This is a genomic window from Streptomyces sp. Y1 (genome assembly GCF_041053115.1).
GTDB lineage: Bacteria > Actinomycetota > Actinomycetes > Streptomycetales > Streptomycetaceae > Kitasatospora > Kitasatospora rubellomurina.
Window position 1 is genome coordinate 1,105,475 of the sequence record NZ_CP163445.1, and the last position, 15,808, is coordinate 1,121,282.

General features: G+C 67.6%; 10 protein-coding genes and 2 rRNA genes. 5 read left to right on the forward strand and 7 right to left on the reverse strand.

Features of this window, described 5'->3' with window-relative positions; all coding sequences use genetic code 11:
* Positions 1 to 67: 67 nt before the first annotated feature.
* The 5 genes from AB2U05_RS04635 to AB2U05_RS04655 all read right to left on the reverse strand — a co-directional run bounded on the left by AB2U05_RS04635 (position 68) and on the right by AB2U05_RS04655 (position 8,618).
* Positions 68 to 3,183, reverse strand: a 23S ribosomal RNA gene (locus tag AB2U05_RS04635).
* Between the two features lie 259 nt (positions 3,184 to 3,442).
* Positions 3,443 to 4,966 (reverse strand): 16S ribosomal RNA (locus AB2U05_RS04640).
* The 16S and 23S rRNA genes sit together here, the layout of an rRNA operon.
* Before the next feature lie 423 nt (positions 4,967 to 5,389).
* Entirely contained in the window at positions 5,390 to 6,466 is a 1,077-nt protein-coding gene (locus tag AB2U05_RS04645) for a low specificity L-threonine aldolase (RefSeq protein WP_063773550.1), read from the reverse strand.
* Positions 6,463 to 7,221: an SDR family NAD(P)-dependent oxidoreductase gene (locus AB2U05_RS04650; protein WP_208615522.1), complete on the reverse strand. Its 759-nt coding sequence runs from the start codon at positions 7,219 to 7,221 to the stop codon at positions 6,463 to 6,465. The genes AB2U05_RS04645 and AB2U05_RS04650 overlap by 4 nt, the downstream gene beginning before the upstream one ends.
* Entirely contained in the window at positions 7,218 to 8,618 is a 1,401-nt protein-coding gene (locus tag AB2U05_RS04655) for a DUF6421 family protein (protein WP_045700094.1), read from the reverse strand. Before AB2U05_RS04655 ends, AB2U05_RS04650 begins: the two co-directional genes overlap by 4 nt.
* Positions 8,619 to 9,081: 463 nt before the next feature.
* Here AB2U05_RS04655 and AB2U05_RS04660 point away from each other — a divergent pair, with 463 nt between their 5' ends.
* Positions 9,082 to 9,717, forward strand: coding sequence for a DUF5134 domain-containing protein (locus tag AB2U05_RS04660; protein ID WP_045700093.1), 636 nt, complete (start codon positions 9,082 to 9,084; stop codon positions 9,715 to 9,717).
* 190 nt (positions 9,718 to 9,907) lie between these two features.
* On the forward strand, positions 9,908 to 10,855 hold the full coding sequence (locus tag AB2U05_RS04665) for a M56 family metallopeptidase (RefSeq protein ID WP_369182499.1): 948 nt from the start codon (positions 9,908 to 9,910) through the stop codon (positions 10,853 to 10,855).
* A gap of 50 nt (positions 10,856 to 10,905) precedes the next feature.
* Here AB2U05_RS04665 and AB2U05_RS04670 read toward each other — a convergent pair whose 3' ends face one another.
* Positions 10,906 to 11,358, reverse strand: a complete 453-nt coding sequence (locus tag AB2U05_RS04670) for a MarR family transcriptional regulator (protein WP_045710007.1) — start codon at positions 11,356 to 11,358, stop codon at positions 10,906 to 10,908.
* Between the two features lie 87 nt (positions 11,359 to 11,445).
* Between AB2U05_RS04670 and AB2U05_RS04675 the strand changes: the two genes are divergently transcribed.
* Together AB2U05_RS04675 and AB2U05_RS04680 are read left to right on the forward strand one after the other, a co-directional pair.
* Positions 11,446 to 12,996, forward strand: a complete 1,551-nt coding sequence (locus tag AB2U05_RS04675) for an MFS transporter (protein ID WP_045710006.1) — start codon at positions 11,446 to 11,448, stop codon at positions 12,994 to 12,996.
* Positions 12,997 to 13,226: 230 nt separating this feature from the next.
* Positions 13,227 to 13,832 (forward strand): TetR/AcrR family transcriptional regulator, encoded by a 606-nt coding sequence (locus tag AB2U05_RS04680; protein WP_244178918.1) that lies wholly within the window; start codon positions 13,227 to 13,229, stop codon positions 13,830 to 13,832.
* Between the two features lie 148 nt (positions 13,833 to 13,980).
* Here the strand turns inward: AB2U05_RS04680 and AB2U05_RS04685 are convergent, their stop codons facing one another.
* Entirely contained in the window at positions 13,981 to 14,847 is an 867-nt protein-coding gene (locus AB2U05_RS04685) for a helix-turn-helix transcriptional regulator (RefSeq protein WP_045700088.1), read from the reverse strand.
* A 417-nt stretch (positions 14,848 to 15,264) separates the two neighbouring features.
* Between AB2U05_RS04685 and AB2U05_RS04690 the strand changes: the two genes are divergently transcribed.
* Positions 15,265 to 15,786, forward strand: a complete 522-nt coding sequence (locus tag AB2U05_RS04690) for an ATP-binding protein (RefSeq protein WP_045700087.1) — start codon at positions 15,265 to 15,267, stop codon at positions 15,784 to 15,786.
* Positions 15,787 to 15,808 lie beyond the last annotated feature (22 nt).

The window sequence follows — 15,808 nt, forward strand, 5'->3', positions numbered from 1 at the left end:
TATGAAACTGTCGACCCGCCGGCAAGGCGGTCGTTGTTTCAGAACAACACAGTGGACGCGAGCAACTGAGGACAAGCCCTCGGCCTATTAGTACCGGTCAACTCCACCCCTCACAGGGCTTCCATACCCGGCCTATCAACCCAGTCGTCTACTGGGAGCCTTACCCTCTCAAGGAGGTGGGAGTGCTCATCTCGAAGCAGGCTTCCCGCTTAGATGCTTTCAGCGGTTATCCCTCCCGAACGTAGCCAACCAGCCATGCCCTTGGCAGAACAACTGGCACACCAGAGGTTCGTCCGTCCCGGTCCTCTCGTACTAGGGACAGCCCTTCTCAACACTCCTACGCGCACAGCGGATAGGGACCGAACTGTCTCACGACGTTCTAAACCCAGCTCGCGTACCGCTTTAATGGGCGAACAGCCCAACCCTTGGGACCTACTCCAGCCCCAGGATGCGACGAGCCGACATCGAGGTGCCAAACCATCCCGTCGATATGGACTCTTGGGGAAGATCAGCCTGTTATCCCCGGGGTACCTTTTATCCGTTGAGCGACGGCGCTTCCACAAGCCACCGCCGGATCACTAGTCCCTACTTTCGTACCTGCTCGACCCGTCAGTCTCACAGTCAAGCTCCCTTGTGCACTTACACTCAACACCTGATTGCCAACCAGGCTGAGGGAACCTTTGGGCGCCTCCGTTACCCTTTAGGAGGCAACCGCCCCAGTTAAACTACCCACCAGACACTGTCCCTGATCCGGATCACGGACCCAGGTTAGACATCCAGCACGACCAGAGTGGTATTTCAACGACGACTCCCACCCAACTGGCGTTGGGCTTTCACAGTCTCCCACCTATCCTACACAAGCCGAACCGAACACCAATATCAAGCTATAGTAAAGGTCCCGGGGTCTTTCCGTCCTGCTGCGCGAAACGAGCATCTTTACTCGTAATGCAATTTCACCGGGCCTATGGTTGAGACAGTCGAGAAGTCGTTACGCCATTCGTGCAGGTCGGAACTTACCCGACAAGGAATTTCGCTACCTTAGGATGGTTATAGTTACCACCGCCGTTTACTGGCGCTTAAGTTCTCAGCTTCGCCTCGACGAATCAAAGCTAACCGGTCCCCTTAACGTTCCAGCACCGGGCAGGCGTCAGTCCGTATACATCGCCTTACGGCTTCGCACGGACCTGTGTTTTTAGTAAACAGTCGCTTCTCGCTGGTCTCTGCGGCCACCCCCAGCTCGGAGTGCAAGACTCGTCACCAGGAATGGCCCCCCTTCTCCCGAAGTTACGGGGGCATTTTGCCGAGTTCCTTAACCATAGTTCACCCGAACGCCTCGGTATTCTCTACCTGACCACCTGAGTCGGTTTGGGGTACGGGCCGCCATGAAACTCGCTAGAGGCTTTTCTCGACAGCATAGGATCATCCACTTCACCACAATCGGCTCGGCATCAGGTCTCAGCCTAATGAGTGACGGATTTGCCTATCACTCGGCCTACACCCTTACCCCGGGACAACCACCGCCCGGGCTGGACTACCTTCCTGCGTCACCCCATCGCTCACCTACTACCCCGTTGGGTCACCGGCTCCACCACTTCCCTTTGCCCGAAGGCTCCGGGACGGCTTCACGGGCTTAGCATCAGAAGGTTCAGCGTTGGCGCTTCAAAGCGGGTACGGGAATATCAACCCGTTGTCCATCGACTACGCCTGTCGGCCTCGCCTTAGGTCCCGACTTACCCTGGGCAGATCAGCTTGACCCAGGAACCCTTGGTCAATCGGCGCAAGAGTTTCCCACTCTTGTATCGCTACTCATGCCTGCATTCTCACTCGTATACCGTCCACGACTGGTTTCCACCGCCGCTTCACCCGGCACACGACGCTCCCCTACCCATCACAACAGCGTTAGGCCTTCACGCTGCAATGACACGACTTCGGTGATGTGCTTGAGCCCCGCTACATTGTCGGCGCGGAATCACTTGACCAGTGAGCTATTACGCACTCTTTCAAGGGTGGCTGCTTCTAAGCCAACCTCCTGGTTGTCTCTGCGACTCCACATCCTTTCCCACTTAGCACACGCTTAGGGACCTTAGTCGGTGTTCTGGGCTGTTTCCCTCTCGACCATGGAGCTTATCCCCCACAGTCTCACTGCCACGCTCTCACTTACCGGCATTCGGAGTTTGGCTAAGGTCAGTAACCCGGTGAGGCCCATCGCCTATCCAGTGCTCTACCTCCGGCAAGAAACACGTGACGCTGCACCTAAATGCATTTCGGGGAGAACCAGCTATCACGGAGTTTGATTGGCCTTTCACCCCTAACCACAGGTCATCCCCCAGGTTTTCAACCCTGGTGGGTTCGGTCCTCCACACGGTCTTACCCGCGCTTCAACCTGCCCATGGCTAGATCACTCCGCTTCGGGTCTTGGGCATGCAACTCAGTCGCCCTATTCGGACTCGCTTTCGCTACGGCTACCCCACACGGGTTAACCTCGCTACACACCGCAAACTCGCAGGCTCATTCTTCAAAAGGCACGCAGTCACGGCCAGCCGGCAAGCTGATGACGACGCTCCCACGGCTTGTAGGCACACGGTTTCAGGTACTATTTCACTCCGCTCCCGCGGTACTTTTCACCATTCCCTCACGGTACTATCCGCTATCGGTCACTAGGGAATATTTAGGCTTAGCGGGTGGTCCCGCCAGATTCACACGGGATTTCTCGGGCCCCGTGCTACTTGGGAGATGAGCAAGCAAGCCGTACAGATTTCGTCTACGGGGGTCTTACCCTCTACGCCGGACCTTTCGCATGTCCTTCGACTACCCATACGGTTTCTGACTCGCCGACCGGCCGGCAGACCGATCAAGCTCATTCCCACGACCCCGATTGGCAACCCCTGCCGGGTCTCACACCAAACGGTTTAGCCTCATCCAGTTTCGCTCGCCACTACTCCCGGAATCACGGTTGTTTTCTCTTCCTGCGGGTACTGAGATGTTTCACTTCCCCGCGTTCCCTCCACACTGCCTATGTGTTCAGCAGCGGGTGACAGCCCATGACGACTGCCGGGTTTCCCCATTCGGACACCCCCGGATCAAAGCTCGGTTGACAGCTCCCCGGGGCCTATCGCGGCCTCCCACGTCCTTCATCGGTTCCTAGTGCCAAGGCATCCACCGTGCGCCCTTAAAAACTTGGCCACAGATGCTCGCGTCCACTGTGCAGTTCTCAAACAACGACCAGTCACCCACCTCAACAAGCATGGGACCGGCAACCACTGAGACAACGTTTCCGTTCCCTCAGGACCCAACAACGTGCCCGACACAGTCAATCCCCGACCACGTTCCACGCCCGAAGGCAGTACTAACGATCCGATCTCTTCCTGTGCCGAATAGTCAACGTTCCACCCATGAGCGAGCACTCCGGGACATTCGCCCGAAGCTGCTATGTGCTCCTTAGAAAGGAGGTGATCCAGCCGCACCTTCCGGTACGGCTACCTTGTTACGACTTCGTCCCAATCGCTGGTCCCACCTTCGACGGCTCCTCCCCTTACGGGTTAGGCCACCGGCTTCGGGTGTTACCGACTTTCGTGACGTGACGGGCGGTGTGTACAAGGCCCGGGAACGTATTCACCGCAGCATGCTGATCTGCGATTACTAGCAACTCCAACTTCATGGGGTCGAGTTGCAGACCCCAATCCGAACTGAGGCCGGCTTTTTGGGATTCGCTCCGCCTCACGGCATCGCAGCCCTTTGTACCGACCATTGTAGCACGTGTGCAGCCCAAGACATAAGGGGCATGATGATTTGACGTCGTCCCCACCTTCCTCCGAGTTGACCCCGGCAGTCTCCTGTGAGTCCCCATCACCCCGAAAGGCATGCTGGCAACACAGAACAAGGGTTGCGCTCGTTGCGGGACTTAACCCAACATCTCACGACACGAGCTGACGACAACCATGCACCACCTGTATACCGACCACAAGGGGGCACCCATCTCTGGATGTTTCCGGCATATGTCAAGCCTTGGTAAGGTTCTTCGCGTTGCGTCGAATTAAGCCACATGCTCCGCTGCTTGTGCGGGCCCCCGTCAATTCCTTTGAGTTTTAGCCTTGCGGCCGTACTCCCCAGGCGGGGAACTTAATGCGTTAGCTGCGGCACCGACGACGTGGAATGTCGCCAACACCTAGTTCCCAACGTTTACGGCGTGGACTACCAGGGTATCTAATCCTGTTCGCTCCCCACGCTTTCGCTCCTCAGCGTCAGTAATGGCCCAGAGATCCGCCTTCGCCACCGGTGTTCCTCCTGATATCTGCGCATTTCACCGCTACACCAGGAATTCCGATCTCCCCTACCACACTCCAGCCTGCCCGTATCGAATGCAGACCCGGGGTTAAGCCCCGGGCTTTCACATCCGACGCGACAGGCCGCCTACGAGCTCTTTACGCCCAATAATTCCGGACAACGCTCGCACCCTACGTATTACCGCGGCTGCTGGCACGTAGTTAGCCGGTGCTTCTTCTGCAGGTACCGTCACTTGCGCTTCTTCCCTGCTGAAAGAGGTTTACAACCCGAAGGCCGTCATCCCTCACGCGGCGTCGCTGCATCAGGCTTTCGCCCATTGTGCAATATTCCCCACTGCTGCCTCCCGTAGGAGTCTGGGCCGTGTCTCAGTCCCAGTGTGGCCGGTCGCCCTCTCAGGCCGGCTACCCGTCGTCGCCTTGGTGGGCCGTTACCCCACCAACAAGCTGATAGGCCGCGGGCTCATCCTGCACCGCCGGAGCTTTACACCCAGGAGCATGCACTCCCAGGTCATATCCGGTATTAGACCCCGTTTCCAGGGCTTGTCCCAGAGTGCAGGGCAGATTGCCCACGTGTTACTCACCCGTTCGCCACTGATCCACCCCGAAGGGCTTCACCGTTCGACTTGCATGTGTTAAGCACGCCGCCAGCGTTCGTCCTGAGCCAGGATCAAACTCTCCGTGAATGTTTACCGGTATTCCGGTTCACACCCGCGTTGAGCGGCACGGCAACCACCGGAATAGGGCGGCCCCGCGCACTGCGTCCTCGCTAGTGTTTATTTCAAAAGGAATCTCCAACCCCAGGAAACCTGAGGCCGGGGATGTCAACATATCTGGCGTTGACTTTTGGCACGCTGTTGAGTTCTCAAGGAACGGACGCTTCCTTCGAGCCGCCTTCCAGCGGGCCCTCCGGGCTTCGTTCTTTCGTGTTTCCAGCTTATCAGATGTTTTCCGCTCCGTTTTCCGGAGTTTCATTCATCGGATTCGCTTTCCGCCTTGTCGCCCCGGTCTCCCGCGGCGACTCCGGAACTGTACGGGGACGGGCACGCCACATGCAAATCGTCCCGCCCTGCTGGCGCAGGGCGGGACGATCCGTTGTTCCGGCGCCGTCAGGCGCGGCCCATCTCCTCGACGATCGCCGCCGCGAAGGCGTCGATGTCGGCCTCCGTGGTGTCGAAGGAACACACCCAGCGGACCTCACCGGTGTGCTCGTTCCAGAAGTAGAAGCGGTAGCGCTTCTGCAGTCGCTCGCTCACCTCGCGCGGGAGGATCGCGAACACCGCGTTCGCCTGGACCGGGCGGATCACCTCGACGCCGTCGATGTCGCGGACGGCCGCCTCCAGCCGGCTGGCCATGGCGTTGGCGTGGCCGGCGTTGCGCAGGTAGAGGTCACCGGTGAGCAGCGCCTCGAACTGGACGGAGAGGAAGCGCATCTTCGAGGCGAGCTGCATCGAGGTCTTGCGCAGGTACTTGATGTTGCGCACCCGCTCGGGGTTGAGCACCACCACGACCTCGCCGAACAGCAGGCCGTTCTTCGTCCCGCCGAAGGAGAGCACGTCGACGCCCACGTCCGTGGTGAAGGCGCGCATCGGCAGGCCGAGCGAGGCGGCCGCGTTGGCCAGCCGGGCGCCGTCCATGTGGACGAGCATCCCGAGCTGGTGGGCGTGCTCGGTGAGCGCGCGGATCTCCTCGACGGTGTAGAGGGTGCCGAGCTCCGTGCTCTGGGTGATCGAGACGGCGAGCGGCTGGGCGCGGTGTTCGTCGCCGAAGCCCCACGCCTGCTGGTCGAGCAGCTCCGGGGTGAGCTTGCCGTCCGGGGTGGGGACGGTGTGGAGCTTGATGCCGCCCATCTTCTCCGGCGCGCCGCCCTCGTCCACGTGGATGTGGGCGGACTCGGCGCAGACCACGGCGCCCCAGCGCGGGAGCAGGGCCTGCAGCGAGACCACGTTGGCGCCGGTGCCGTTGAAGACCGGGTAGGCCTCCGCCTTCTCGCCGAAGTGGCGGCGGAAGACGTCCTGCAGGTGGTTCGTGTAGTCGTCCTCGCCGTACGCGACCTGGTGCCCGTCGTTGGCGAGGGCGATCGCGGCGAGGATCTCCGGGTGCACGCCGGAGTAGTTGTCGCTCGCGAAGCCGCGGACGGCGGTGTCGTGCCGCCGTATCGCGTCCGTGCGGGCGGGGTCGATCATCGGGCTGTCAGCCACAGGTGCTGTCCGTTCAGTTCTGCTGCGGGGCGGTCCCAGAGGGCCGCGAGGTGTTCGGCGAGGTCGGCGGTCTCGGTGTACCCGGTGAACTTCGCCTCGGGCTTCTCGGCCCGCATCTCGGGGCTGAGCAGCGCCTTGATGACCAGGATCGTAGCCGCCGCGGTGGGCTCGCCGTCCGGGGACGTCGTCTCCTTCTTGAAGGAGTCGGCCATGGAGAGGGTCCAGGCCTCGGTGGCGGCCTTGGCGGCCGCGTAGGCGGCGCCGCCGGCGGTGGGCTTGTGCGCGCTCGACGCGGAGACGATCGCGTACCGGCCGGCCTGGCTGCGGACCAGGGCGGGCTGGAAGGCGAGCGAGGTGTGCTGGAGGGTGCGCACCACGGTGTCGTGCAGGAAGTCCCAGTCGTCGAGCCGGGTGTCGAAGAAGGTCTTGCTGCCGCGCCAGCCGCCGACCAGGTGGAAGACGCCGTCGACGTGGCCGTGCTCGGACTCCAGGTGGTCGGCCCAGTCGTGCACCTCCTGCGGGTCGAGCAGGTCGATCACCTGGCCGCTCACCTTGGCGCCGCGGACCGCGACCCGGGTCGCGTCGAGGGCGGACTCCAGGCGCTGGGCGTCGATGTCGGCACCGATCACGGTGGCGCCACCGGCGGCGAGGCGGCGCAGCACGGCGCGGCCGGCGGGGCCACTGGCTCCGGCGACGGCGACGACCTTGCCGGCCAGCGTGGTGTCGGGGGTGGTGGTCACGCAGCAACTCCCTGGATTCCGGCGCCGGTGATTCCGGCGGTGGCGGCGATGACGCCGCGCAGCTTCTTGGCGAGGGCCTCGTAGAACATGCTCAGCGGGAACTCGTCCGGGAGCACGGCGTCGCACAGCGCCTTGTTGAGGGCCTTGCCGTCGGTGAGGTCGAGCGGAAGCGCCTCCGGGCCCTTGGCCCAGGTGGAGGCCGGGTGCGGGGTGAGGTAGCGCGAGACCAGCTGGTAGGCGGCGATCCAGTGGGCCGGCTTGGGCCGGTCGATGCCGTCGCGGTACAGGGTCTCGATCTCGGCGCAGAGCGCGTTGGTGACCTGCGGGGCGCGCTCCCAGTCGATGCTGAGGCGGTTGTCGCGCCACTGCAGGGCGCCGTTCTTGTGCAGGTAGGCGAAGAGCAGCTGGCCGCCCATGCCGTCGTAGTTGCGCACGCGGTCGCCGCTGACCGGGAAGCGGAACAGCCGGTCGAAGAGGATCGCGTACTGGACGTCGCGGGCGTGCTTGTTGCCCTCGGCCTCCAGTTTCACCGCCTCCTTGAAGGTGGTGAGGTCGCAGCGCAGCTCCTCCAGGCCGTACATCCAGAACGGGCTGCGCTGCTTGATCATGAAGGGGTCGAACGGCAGGTCGCCGTGGCTGTGGGTGCGGTCGTGCACGAGGTCCCACAGGACGAAGGTCTCCTGCGCGCGCTGCTGGTCCTGGAGCAGGCCCTCGGCGTCGGCGGGGATCTCCAGGCCGAGCTGCTCGACGGCGCTGGTGGAGACGGCGCGGAAGCGGGCGGCCTCGCGGTCGCAGAAGATGCCGCCCCAGGTGAAACGTTCCGGCGCCTTGCGCACGGCGACCGTCTCGGGGAAGAGGACGGCGGAGTTGGTGTCGTAGCCGGCCGTGAAGTCCGTGAAGGTGATCGGCACGAACATCGGGTTGTCGAAGCGGGTGCGCTCCAGCTCGGCGAGCCAGTCGGGCCACACGACGCGCAGCAGGACGGCTTCCAGGTTGCGGTCCGGGTTGCCGTTCTGGGTGTACATCGGGAAGACGACCAGGTGCTCCAGGCCGTCCTCGCGCTGGTCGGCGGGCTGGAAGGCGAGCAGCGAGTCGAGGAAGTCGGGCTCCCGGTAGCCGGTGTCGGCCCACTTGGCGAGGTCCGCGTCGACGGCGGCCAGGTAGGCGGCGTCGTGCGGGAAGTTCGGGGCGAGCTCCTGGACGGCGGCGCGGACGGTGTCCACCAGCGGGTCGACGGTGTGCCGCTGGACCGTGGACAGGTCGATGGAGCCGTCCTTGGACTGCAGCGGTCTGAGCGTCTCGACGGCCTCCTTCAGGCGCTGCCAGGCCGGGTGCGCGGCGAGGGGGGAGAGCGGAGCGTCGGCCGCCACAGCGAGCCTTGGCGAAAGATTCTGCATCGTGGACTCACTTCGACAGGAGTTATTTCGACGTGGACACCATAAGTACGAAAGGTTCTCTCGTTCAAGAGGGGCCCGGCCGACAAAGTTCCGGCCGGGTGCCGGTCGGGCCGTGAATCGTCCGGCGGGAGGCCCGTTCGTCCACCCGGGGGACGGCGGGTCGGGGCGGCGGGGCGGGACGCCGGGGAGCCGCGCGGCCGCCGTCGCCGGTCCGGCGCCGGGGCGCCGCGGACGCGGGCCCGTACGCCGACCATGCCGCGTGCGTCGGGCCGCCGCCACCGGGGCGGCGGCCCGTGGCCGGCGACACCGACGACACCGACGACCCGCGCGCCGGCCCCCGGGCGCGCGCCGGCCGGGGCCTTCACCACGGCGGGCACCACCGTGCGCCCCCGTACGCGCCCTGGCACCGCCCGGGCCCGGGCGGTGATCGTGGACGGGACGACCGTCGCCCGGGAGGCCGCCGTTGCACGAACCCACCCTGGTCAACTGGCTCCTCGCCCTCCTCACCGCCACCTCGGGCGCCTACTGCCTCGCCCGGCTCCGGCACACCTCCGGTGCCACCTCCCCTTCCTGCACCGCTGCCGCCGCGCCCCCGCGCACCGCCCGCGCCTGCGCCGCACCCGGTGCGGCCACGCCCGGTTCCGGCGCCGCCGCCGGACTGCTCGCGCGGGAGTCCGACGCGGCCGACGCGCTGATGGGCCTCGGCATGGCCGCGATGGCCGTCGCCGGCGCCGCCGTCCCGGCCGCCGTCTGGGCCTGGCTGTTCGGCGTGCCCGCGGCCGCCTTCCTGCTCGCCGCCGTGCACGCCCCGGCCGGGCGGGCGCACCGGCTGCACCACGCGGTCGGCGCACTGGCCATGACGTACACGGCGCTCGCCATGACCGCGCCGTCCGCCGGGCACCACCACCACGCCGCCGCCCTCGGCGCGCCGCTGCTCACCGGCGCCCTGCTCCTCTACTTCGGCGGGTACACGCTGTGGGTAGGCTCCCGGCTGCTGCGCACGCCCGCCGGCACCCTCGCGCTCGGCACCGCCGGCCTGCCGCAGGCCTGCCGGCTCACCATGGGGATCGGCATGTTCGCCATGCTCCTGACCATGTGAGGACCGGACCGGCTCCGGACCGCCCCCGGCCCGGCCCGCGCCGCCCGGACGGCGTCGCCCGCACAATCCCCGCTCCAGCGCGTGGCGTTGGTCACTGGCCGGTTGAAAGCCGTTCCACCGGGCGTCGGCAGCGCATAGGTTGACGGGGAGCGCGTTGTCGCGTTCCGTGCGTACTCGGGGAGCCCCTGCGATGACTGCCCTGATCGGCCTGCTGCTGCTCGGACTGCTGCTCTCGACCGTCGCGCCCCGGCTGCTGGCCCGGGCCCGCTGGGTGGAGCGCGAACCGGTGCTGGCGCTGCTGGTGTGGCAGTGCCTCGTGGTGGCGGTGCTGCTGTGCTGCGCACTGGCCCTGGTCCTGGCCGCCTCGGCCGCCCTGCCCGAGCTGCGCACCCTGGTGTTCACCGGCGCCCCGCACGGCGTGGAGGCCGCGTACGGTCTGCAGAACGCCGAGGGCTGGGGCCGGCTGTGTGCCGCGGTGCTGGCGGCCGGCGGGGTGCGGACGGTGTTCGCGCTCACCCGCGAGATCCGTGCGGCGAAGGCGCTGCGCGACCGCAGGCACGCGGAACTGTCCAGCTGGGCACCGGAGTTGCCGGAGTCGATCGCGACCGCCCGGAGCCGCAGGGAACGCCTGGTGGTGTTGGAGAACGTCCGGCCCGAGGCGTGGTCGCTGCCGGGCCCGGACTCCCGGCTGGTGGTCACCACCGGCGCCCTCCAGCAGCTGACCGACCGGGAGTTGGCCGCCGTGCTGAGCCACGAGCGCGGGCACGTCCGGGCGCGGCACCACTGGTTGAAGCAGTTCGCGCAGGCGCTCGCCTCGGGCTTCCCGGGGATCGGCGTGTTCCGCGCCTTCCTGGGCCAGGTGGAGGAACTGGTCGAGCTGGCGGCCGACGACCGCGCCGCGCGCCGCCACGGCCGGCACACCACCGCCCTCGCGCTGGCCGAACTCAACCTGGACCGCGGGGTGTTCGGCGCCTGCCCGCCCGGCCTGGCGCAGTCCCCGAAGCGGGTGGACCGGCTGCTCGCGGGCCGGCCGCGGCTGACTGTGGCGCACCGGCTGCGGCTGACCGCCCTCGCCCTCGCCGCACCGGCGGCGGTCGTCCTGCTGGCCTTCGCGCCGGGGCTCAACTCGCTGCACTGACCCGGCGCACGGCGCCAACCGGCCGACGCGAGAGGGAGGCTGACGACAGGTCAGCCCGTACAGGCCCCGCCGACCGGACCGGCCGAGCCGACCGCGCCGTCCGAACCGCCGAGGTGACGCCCGAGGACGTCGCGGTGCAGCGGCCTGGCCTGCTCGTACCGCTCGCGCCCGGCCTCGGTCAGGGCGATCACGACGCCCCGCCGGTCGAGCTCGCACATGGAGCGGGTGACCAGTCCGGCCTTCTCCAGCCGGGCGATCAGCCGGGAGAGGGCACTCTGGCTCAGGTGGACGGTGGGGGCGAGGTCGCTCACCCGCAAGGCCGGCCGGCCCTCCGAGACGCAGCCCTCCACCAGGTGTTCCAGCACCTCGAACTCGCTCATGCCGAGTCCGTGCCGCTCACCGAGCTCGCGGTCGAGCGCGCAGGCGGTGGTAGCGCGGAGGGCCAGCAGCTCGCGCCACTGCGCGACGAGGTCGGCCTGGGCCGGGGAGTCGAGTTCAGCCACGGCGCCACCCTAGCAGATGCACGTGAACCTAATGCGTTCACATCTAATTCATTTGCATTGAATGCACGTGCATGTAGTGTCCTCCCCATGACCACCGCGACCGCCACGTCATCCGACGCATCGTCAACCAGCGGGCTGAACTGGACTCCCCGCCTCTGGGGCACCCTGATCGTGCTCTGCGCCGCCATGTTCCTGGACGCCCTGGACGTCTCCATGGTCGGTGTCGCCCTGCCCTCCATCGGCTCCGAACTGCACCTGTCCACCTCCACCCTCCAGTGGGTGGTCTCCGGCTACGTGCTCGGCTACGGCGGCCTGCTCCTGCTCGGCGGCCGCGCGGCCGACCTGCTCGGCCGCCGCCGCGTCTTCCTCGTCGCCCTCGGCGTCTTCGCCGCCGCCTCGCTGGTCGGCGGCCTGGTCGACGACGGCGCCCTGCTGATCGGCGCCCGCTTCCTCAAGGGCGTCAGCGCCGCGTTCACCGCCCCGGCCGGCCTGTCGATCATCACCACGACCTTCGCCGAGGGCCCCGCCCGCAACCGCGCGCTGTCCATCTACACCACCTGCGGCGCCAGCGGCTTCTCGCTCGGCCTGGTGCTCAGCGGCCTGCTCACCTCGGTCGGCTGGCGCTGGACCTTCCTGATGCCCGTCCCGGTCGCGCTGCTGGCCCTGCTGGTCGCCGTCCGCCTGCTCCCCCGACCCGTCGAGGAGCGCGCCCAGGGCGGCTACGACGTGCTCGGTGCGATCACCGGCACCGCCACCGTGCTGCTGCTGGTGTTCACCGTGACCGAGGCGCAGGGCGCCGGCTGGCTGAGCCCGCGCACGCTCGGCTCGCTCGGTGTGGTCGCCGTCCTGGCCGCGGCCTTCCTGGCCATCGAGAGCCGCGCCGCGCACCCGCTCGTCCGGCTCGGCATCTTCCGCAACGGCTCGGTCGCCCGGGCCAACCTCGTCGCCTTCGCGATGGCCGGCGCGTACGGCGGGTTCCAGTTCGTCGTGACGCTCTTCCTGCAGCACCTGCTCGGCTGGTCCGCCCTGAAGATGGCGCTCGGGCTGCTCCCCGCCGGTGCGATGATCGCGCTCTCCGCCCCGTTCATGGGCAAGGTGGTGGACCGCTTCGGCACCGGACGGCTGCTGCCCCTCGGCCTGCTCTCGCTGACCGCCGCCTTCGCGCTCTTCCTGCGGCTGGACGAGCACAGCTCCTACCCGGTGCTGGTGCTGCCCTCGATGGCGCTGCTCGGCATCGGCTTCATGCTGGCCTTCCCCTCGGTGAACATCGCCGCCACCTCCGGCGTCGCCGACGAGGAGCAGGGTCTCGCCTCCGGACTGGTCAACACCGCGATCCAGGTCGGCACCGCCGTCGTACTGGCCGGCGCGACCGCGATGATCACCGCCGGCAGCGCGGGCGGCGACAGCCCGCAGGCCCAACTGGACGGCTACCGCCCGGCGTTGCTGTTCGTCACGGCGGTCTCGCTGGTCGGCCTGGTGATCGCCGCGACCGGCGCCCTGCTGGACCGTCGCCGCGAGTCCGCCGCCGTGCCGGTGCTCGACGCCCCGCCGGCCGGCTCCGACCGGCCGTCCGCCGACGAGGTCCGGACCGCCCCGGCCCCGGAGCACGTCCGGGACGCGGTCCTGACCAGGAGCTGAGTCACGGCCTGTGCCCGGGAACCGACCCCCGGCCTCCGGGCGAATGGCGCCGGCTCCACCAAACCCCCGTGTTGGTGGAGCCGGCCGTCTTCGTGGCGGCCGACCGCGCGGCGCCCCGAGAGGGCGCGGTCCACGGTGCGGCTGCCGGCTCGGCCAGTATATTGGCTCGGAGCCAACGAACGTTCGGAGCAGTCACGATGGCACCTCGCGGGGATTCGGTCAATGAGGAGATGCGGCAGCGCTCCCGCCGACGCATCATGCGGGCCACCGTCGAACTCGTTGACCAGCGCGGTTACGCGGGCACCACGCTCACCGACATCGCCGAACGCGCCGGGCTCGCACGGGGGTTGCTCTCCTACTACTTCGACGGCAAACGGCTCCTGATGCAGGCCGCCACGCACCGGCTGATGCACCAGGCGCTCACCGGCGCGCTCGCCGACCTGGCGCCGGACGCCTCCCCGCAGGCCCGGCTCGCCACCGCGATCGACGCCGTCCTCGCCCTGGCCCTGGACCACCCCCGGGTGATGCGCTCGCACCTGGCGCTGATCCTCGACCCGGACACCGGGGCCTTCGTCCAGGACCCGGAGCAGCAGCGGCTCAGCGCGATCCTGCAGGACCTGCTGCACGACTGGGGCGCACCGGACCCGGCCGCCGCGCACGCGGTGCTGCGCAGCGCGCTGATGGGCGGCTGCATCGGGGTGCTGCTGCCGGGCGCCGAGCTGTCGCTCGCGCCGATCCGGGCCGACCTGTTCGGCCGCTACGACCTGCCCTGGGAGCTGGGCCGCCCGCCGCAGCCGCTGCCGCCGGAACGCGAACGGCCGCCGGCCCGCGGTTGACGGCGGGCGGGCGGCCGCGGGGGCGGTGCCGCGAAGGCTCTGTCGCGAAGGGCGGTGTCACGAAGGGCGGTGCCGCGAAGGGCGGTGCCGCGAAGGCACTGTGTCGCGAGGGAGGTCCGGCGACCCTCCGGCTCGACGGCCCTCCGGTTCAGCGCTCCTTCAGTATCGAGGCGAGCAGGTCTATGGTCCGCTCCGGCGTGAGGCTGTCCACGCAGAGCCGTTCCATCACCTGGACGTAGGCGTCGACGTCGTCCCGCTTGTCCAGGTAGAGCGCGCTGGTCAGCTGCTCCAGGTAGACGACGTCGGCGAGGTCCTGTTCGGGGAAGCGCAGGATGCTGAACGCCCCGGACTCGCCCGCGTGCGCGCCGAACCGGAACGGCATGACCTGGATGACCACGTTGGCCTGCTCGGCGACGTCGATCAGGTACTGCACCTGACTGCGCATCACCTTCGGCCCGCCGACCGGGCGGCGCAGCGCCGCCTCGTCGATCACGGCCCACAGCCGCGGGCTGGCGCCCTCGGTCAGCAGCTTCTGGCGGCGCATCCGGAGGCTGACCCGCCGCTCGATCTCGTCGTCGCACAGGGCCGGCCGACTCTGGCCGAAAACCGCCCGCGCGTACTCCTCGCACTGCAGCAGCCCGGGGATGAACTGCACCTCGTAGGTGCGGATCAGCTGGGCGGCCTCCTCCAGACCGACGTAGGTCTGGAACCAGCCCGGCAGCACGTCGTTGAAGCTGTGCCACCAGCCGGACTTGTTGGCCTCGCGGACGAGGCCGAGCAGGGCCTCCCGCTCGCCGCCGTCGTCCACGCCGTAGAGGCTGAGCAGGTCGGCGACGTCGCGCTCCTTGAAGCTGACGCGGCCGAGTTCCATCCGGCTGATCTTGGACTCGGACGCGCGGATCGCGTAGCCCGCGTCCTCGCGGGTGATGCCGCGATTCTCGCGCAGCCTGCGCAACTGCGAGCCGAGGAGGATTCGGCGGACCATCGAGCCGCCGCCCGGCTGAACTGTGGTCATGCGGTCGAAACCTCCACCTAGGGCAAACAGCGCACAGTCTGCCATCAGTTGAGCGCTCACGGTGCCGATACTGACGGATGTTCCTATCAGTTCTGCACTCCGCACACCAGGATGCACGTGCATCCGGCGCTTGCATATGCCAATAGTGCGACTGCACGTGAATCGACTCTTGCATCTGCAGTGAGCGCACACCACCATGGTGCACGTGCACCTGCACATCCCTGGCAATCCCGCGGGCTCCGCGTCGACCCCACGCGCGACTCCGTGCACCCACCCGTCGGCGTCCCCCACGCAGGCGGGTGTCCGGGTGCGCGCGCGCCTGGTCGAGGGGCGGCCGTGCGGCCGAGCGAGTCGGAGGTGACCGGCATGACCCCGGCGGGTCCAGCCGTGTCCGCCCCCTTATGGGAGGAGCTCTTCATGAGCACCGGTACGGCTTTGGCGGTTGACCCCCATGTGGTCACCTGTACGCTCGCTCCTCGCTTCGAATCCGTCAGAACCGCACGCGACTTCGTCCGCACCGCGCTCGAGCGCTGGGACCTGACCGAGCTGTTCGACGACGTCGCGCTGGTCGCCTCGGAGCTGGTCACCAACGCGCTCCGGCATGCGATCGGCGCACGGCCCGACCCGGCGGGCGGCGCCCAGGGCGAGTACGACTTTCCCACACAGCCGACCCCCGAGGGCCGGCTGCCGATCCGAATAAGCCTCGTGCACCGCGCCCCGCAGGTGGTGTGCGCGGTCAGCGATCCGAGCTGTCTGGGGCCGGTGGCCCGGGAGGCCGACTTCGTCGCGGAGTCCGGCCGCGGGCTGCACCTGGTGGAGTCGTTCAGCCGCTCCTGGGGCTGGCACCCGCTGGGCAGCGGCAAGGTGGTCTGGGCGATGTTCGAAGCGGAGCCCGCGGTCGGCTCCGAAGCCGGCGGACGGCACCGACGCTCCGCCTAGTGCCGGGCGCAGCGCGGACGGC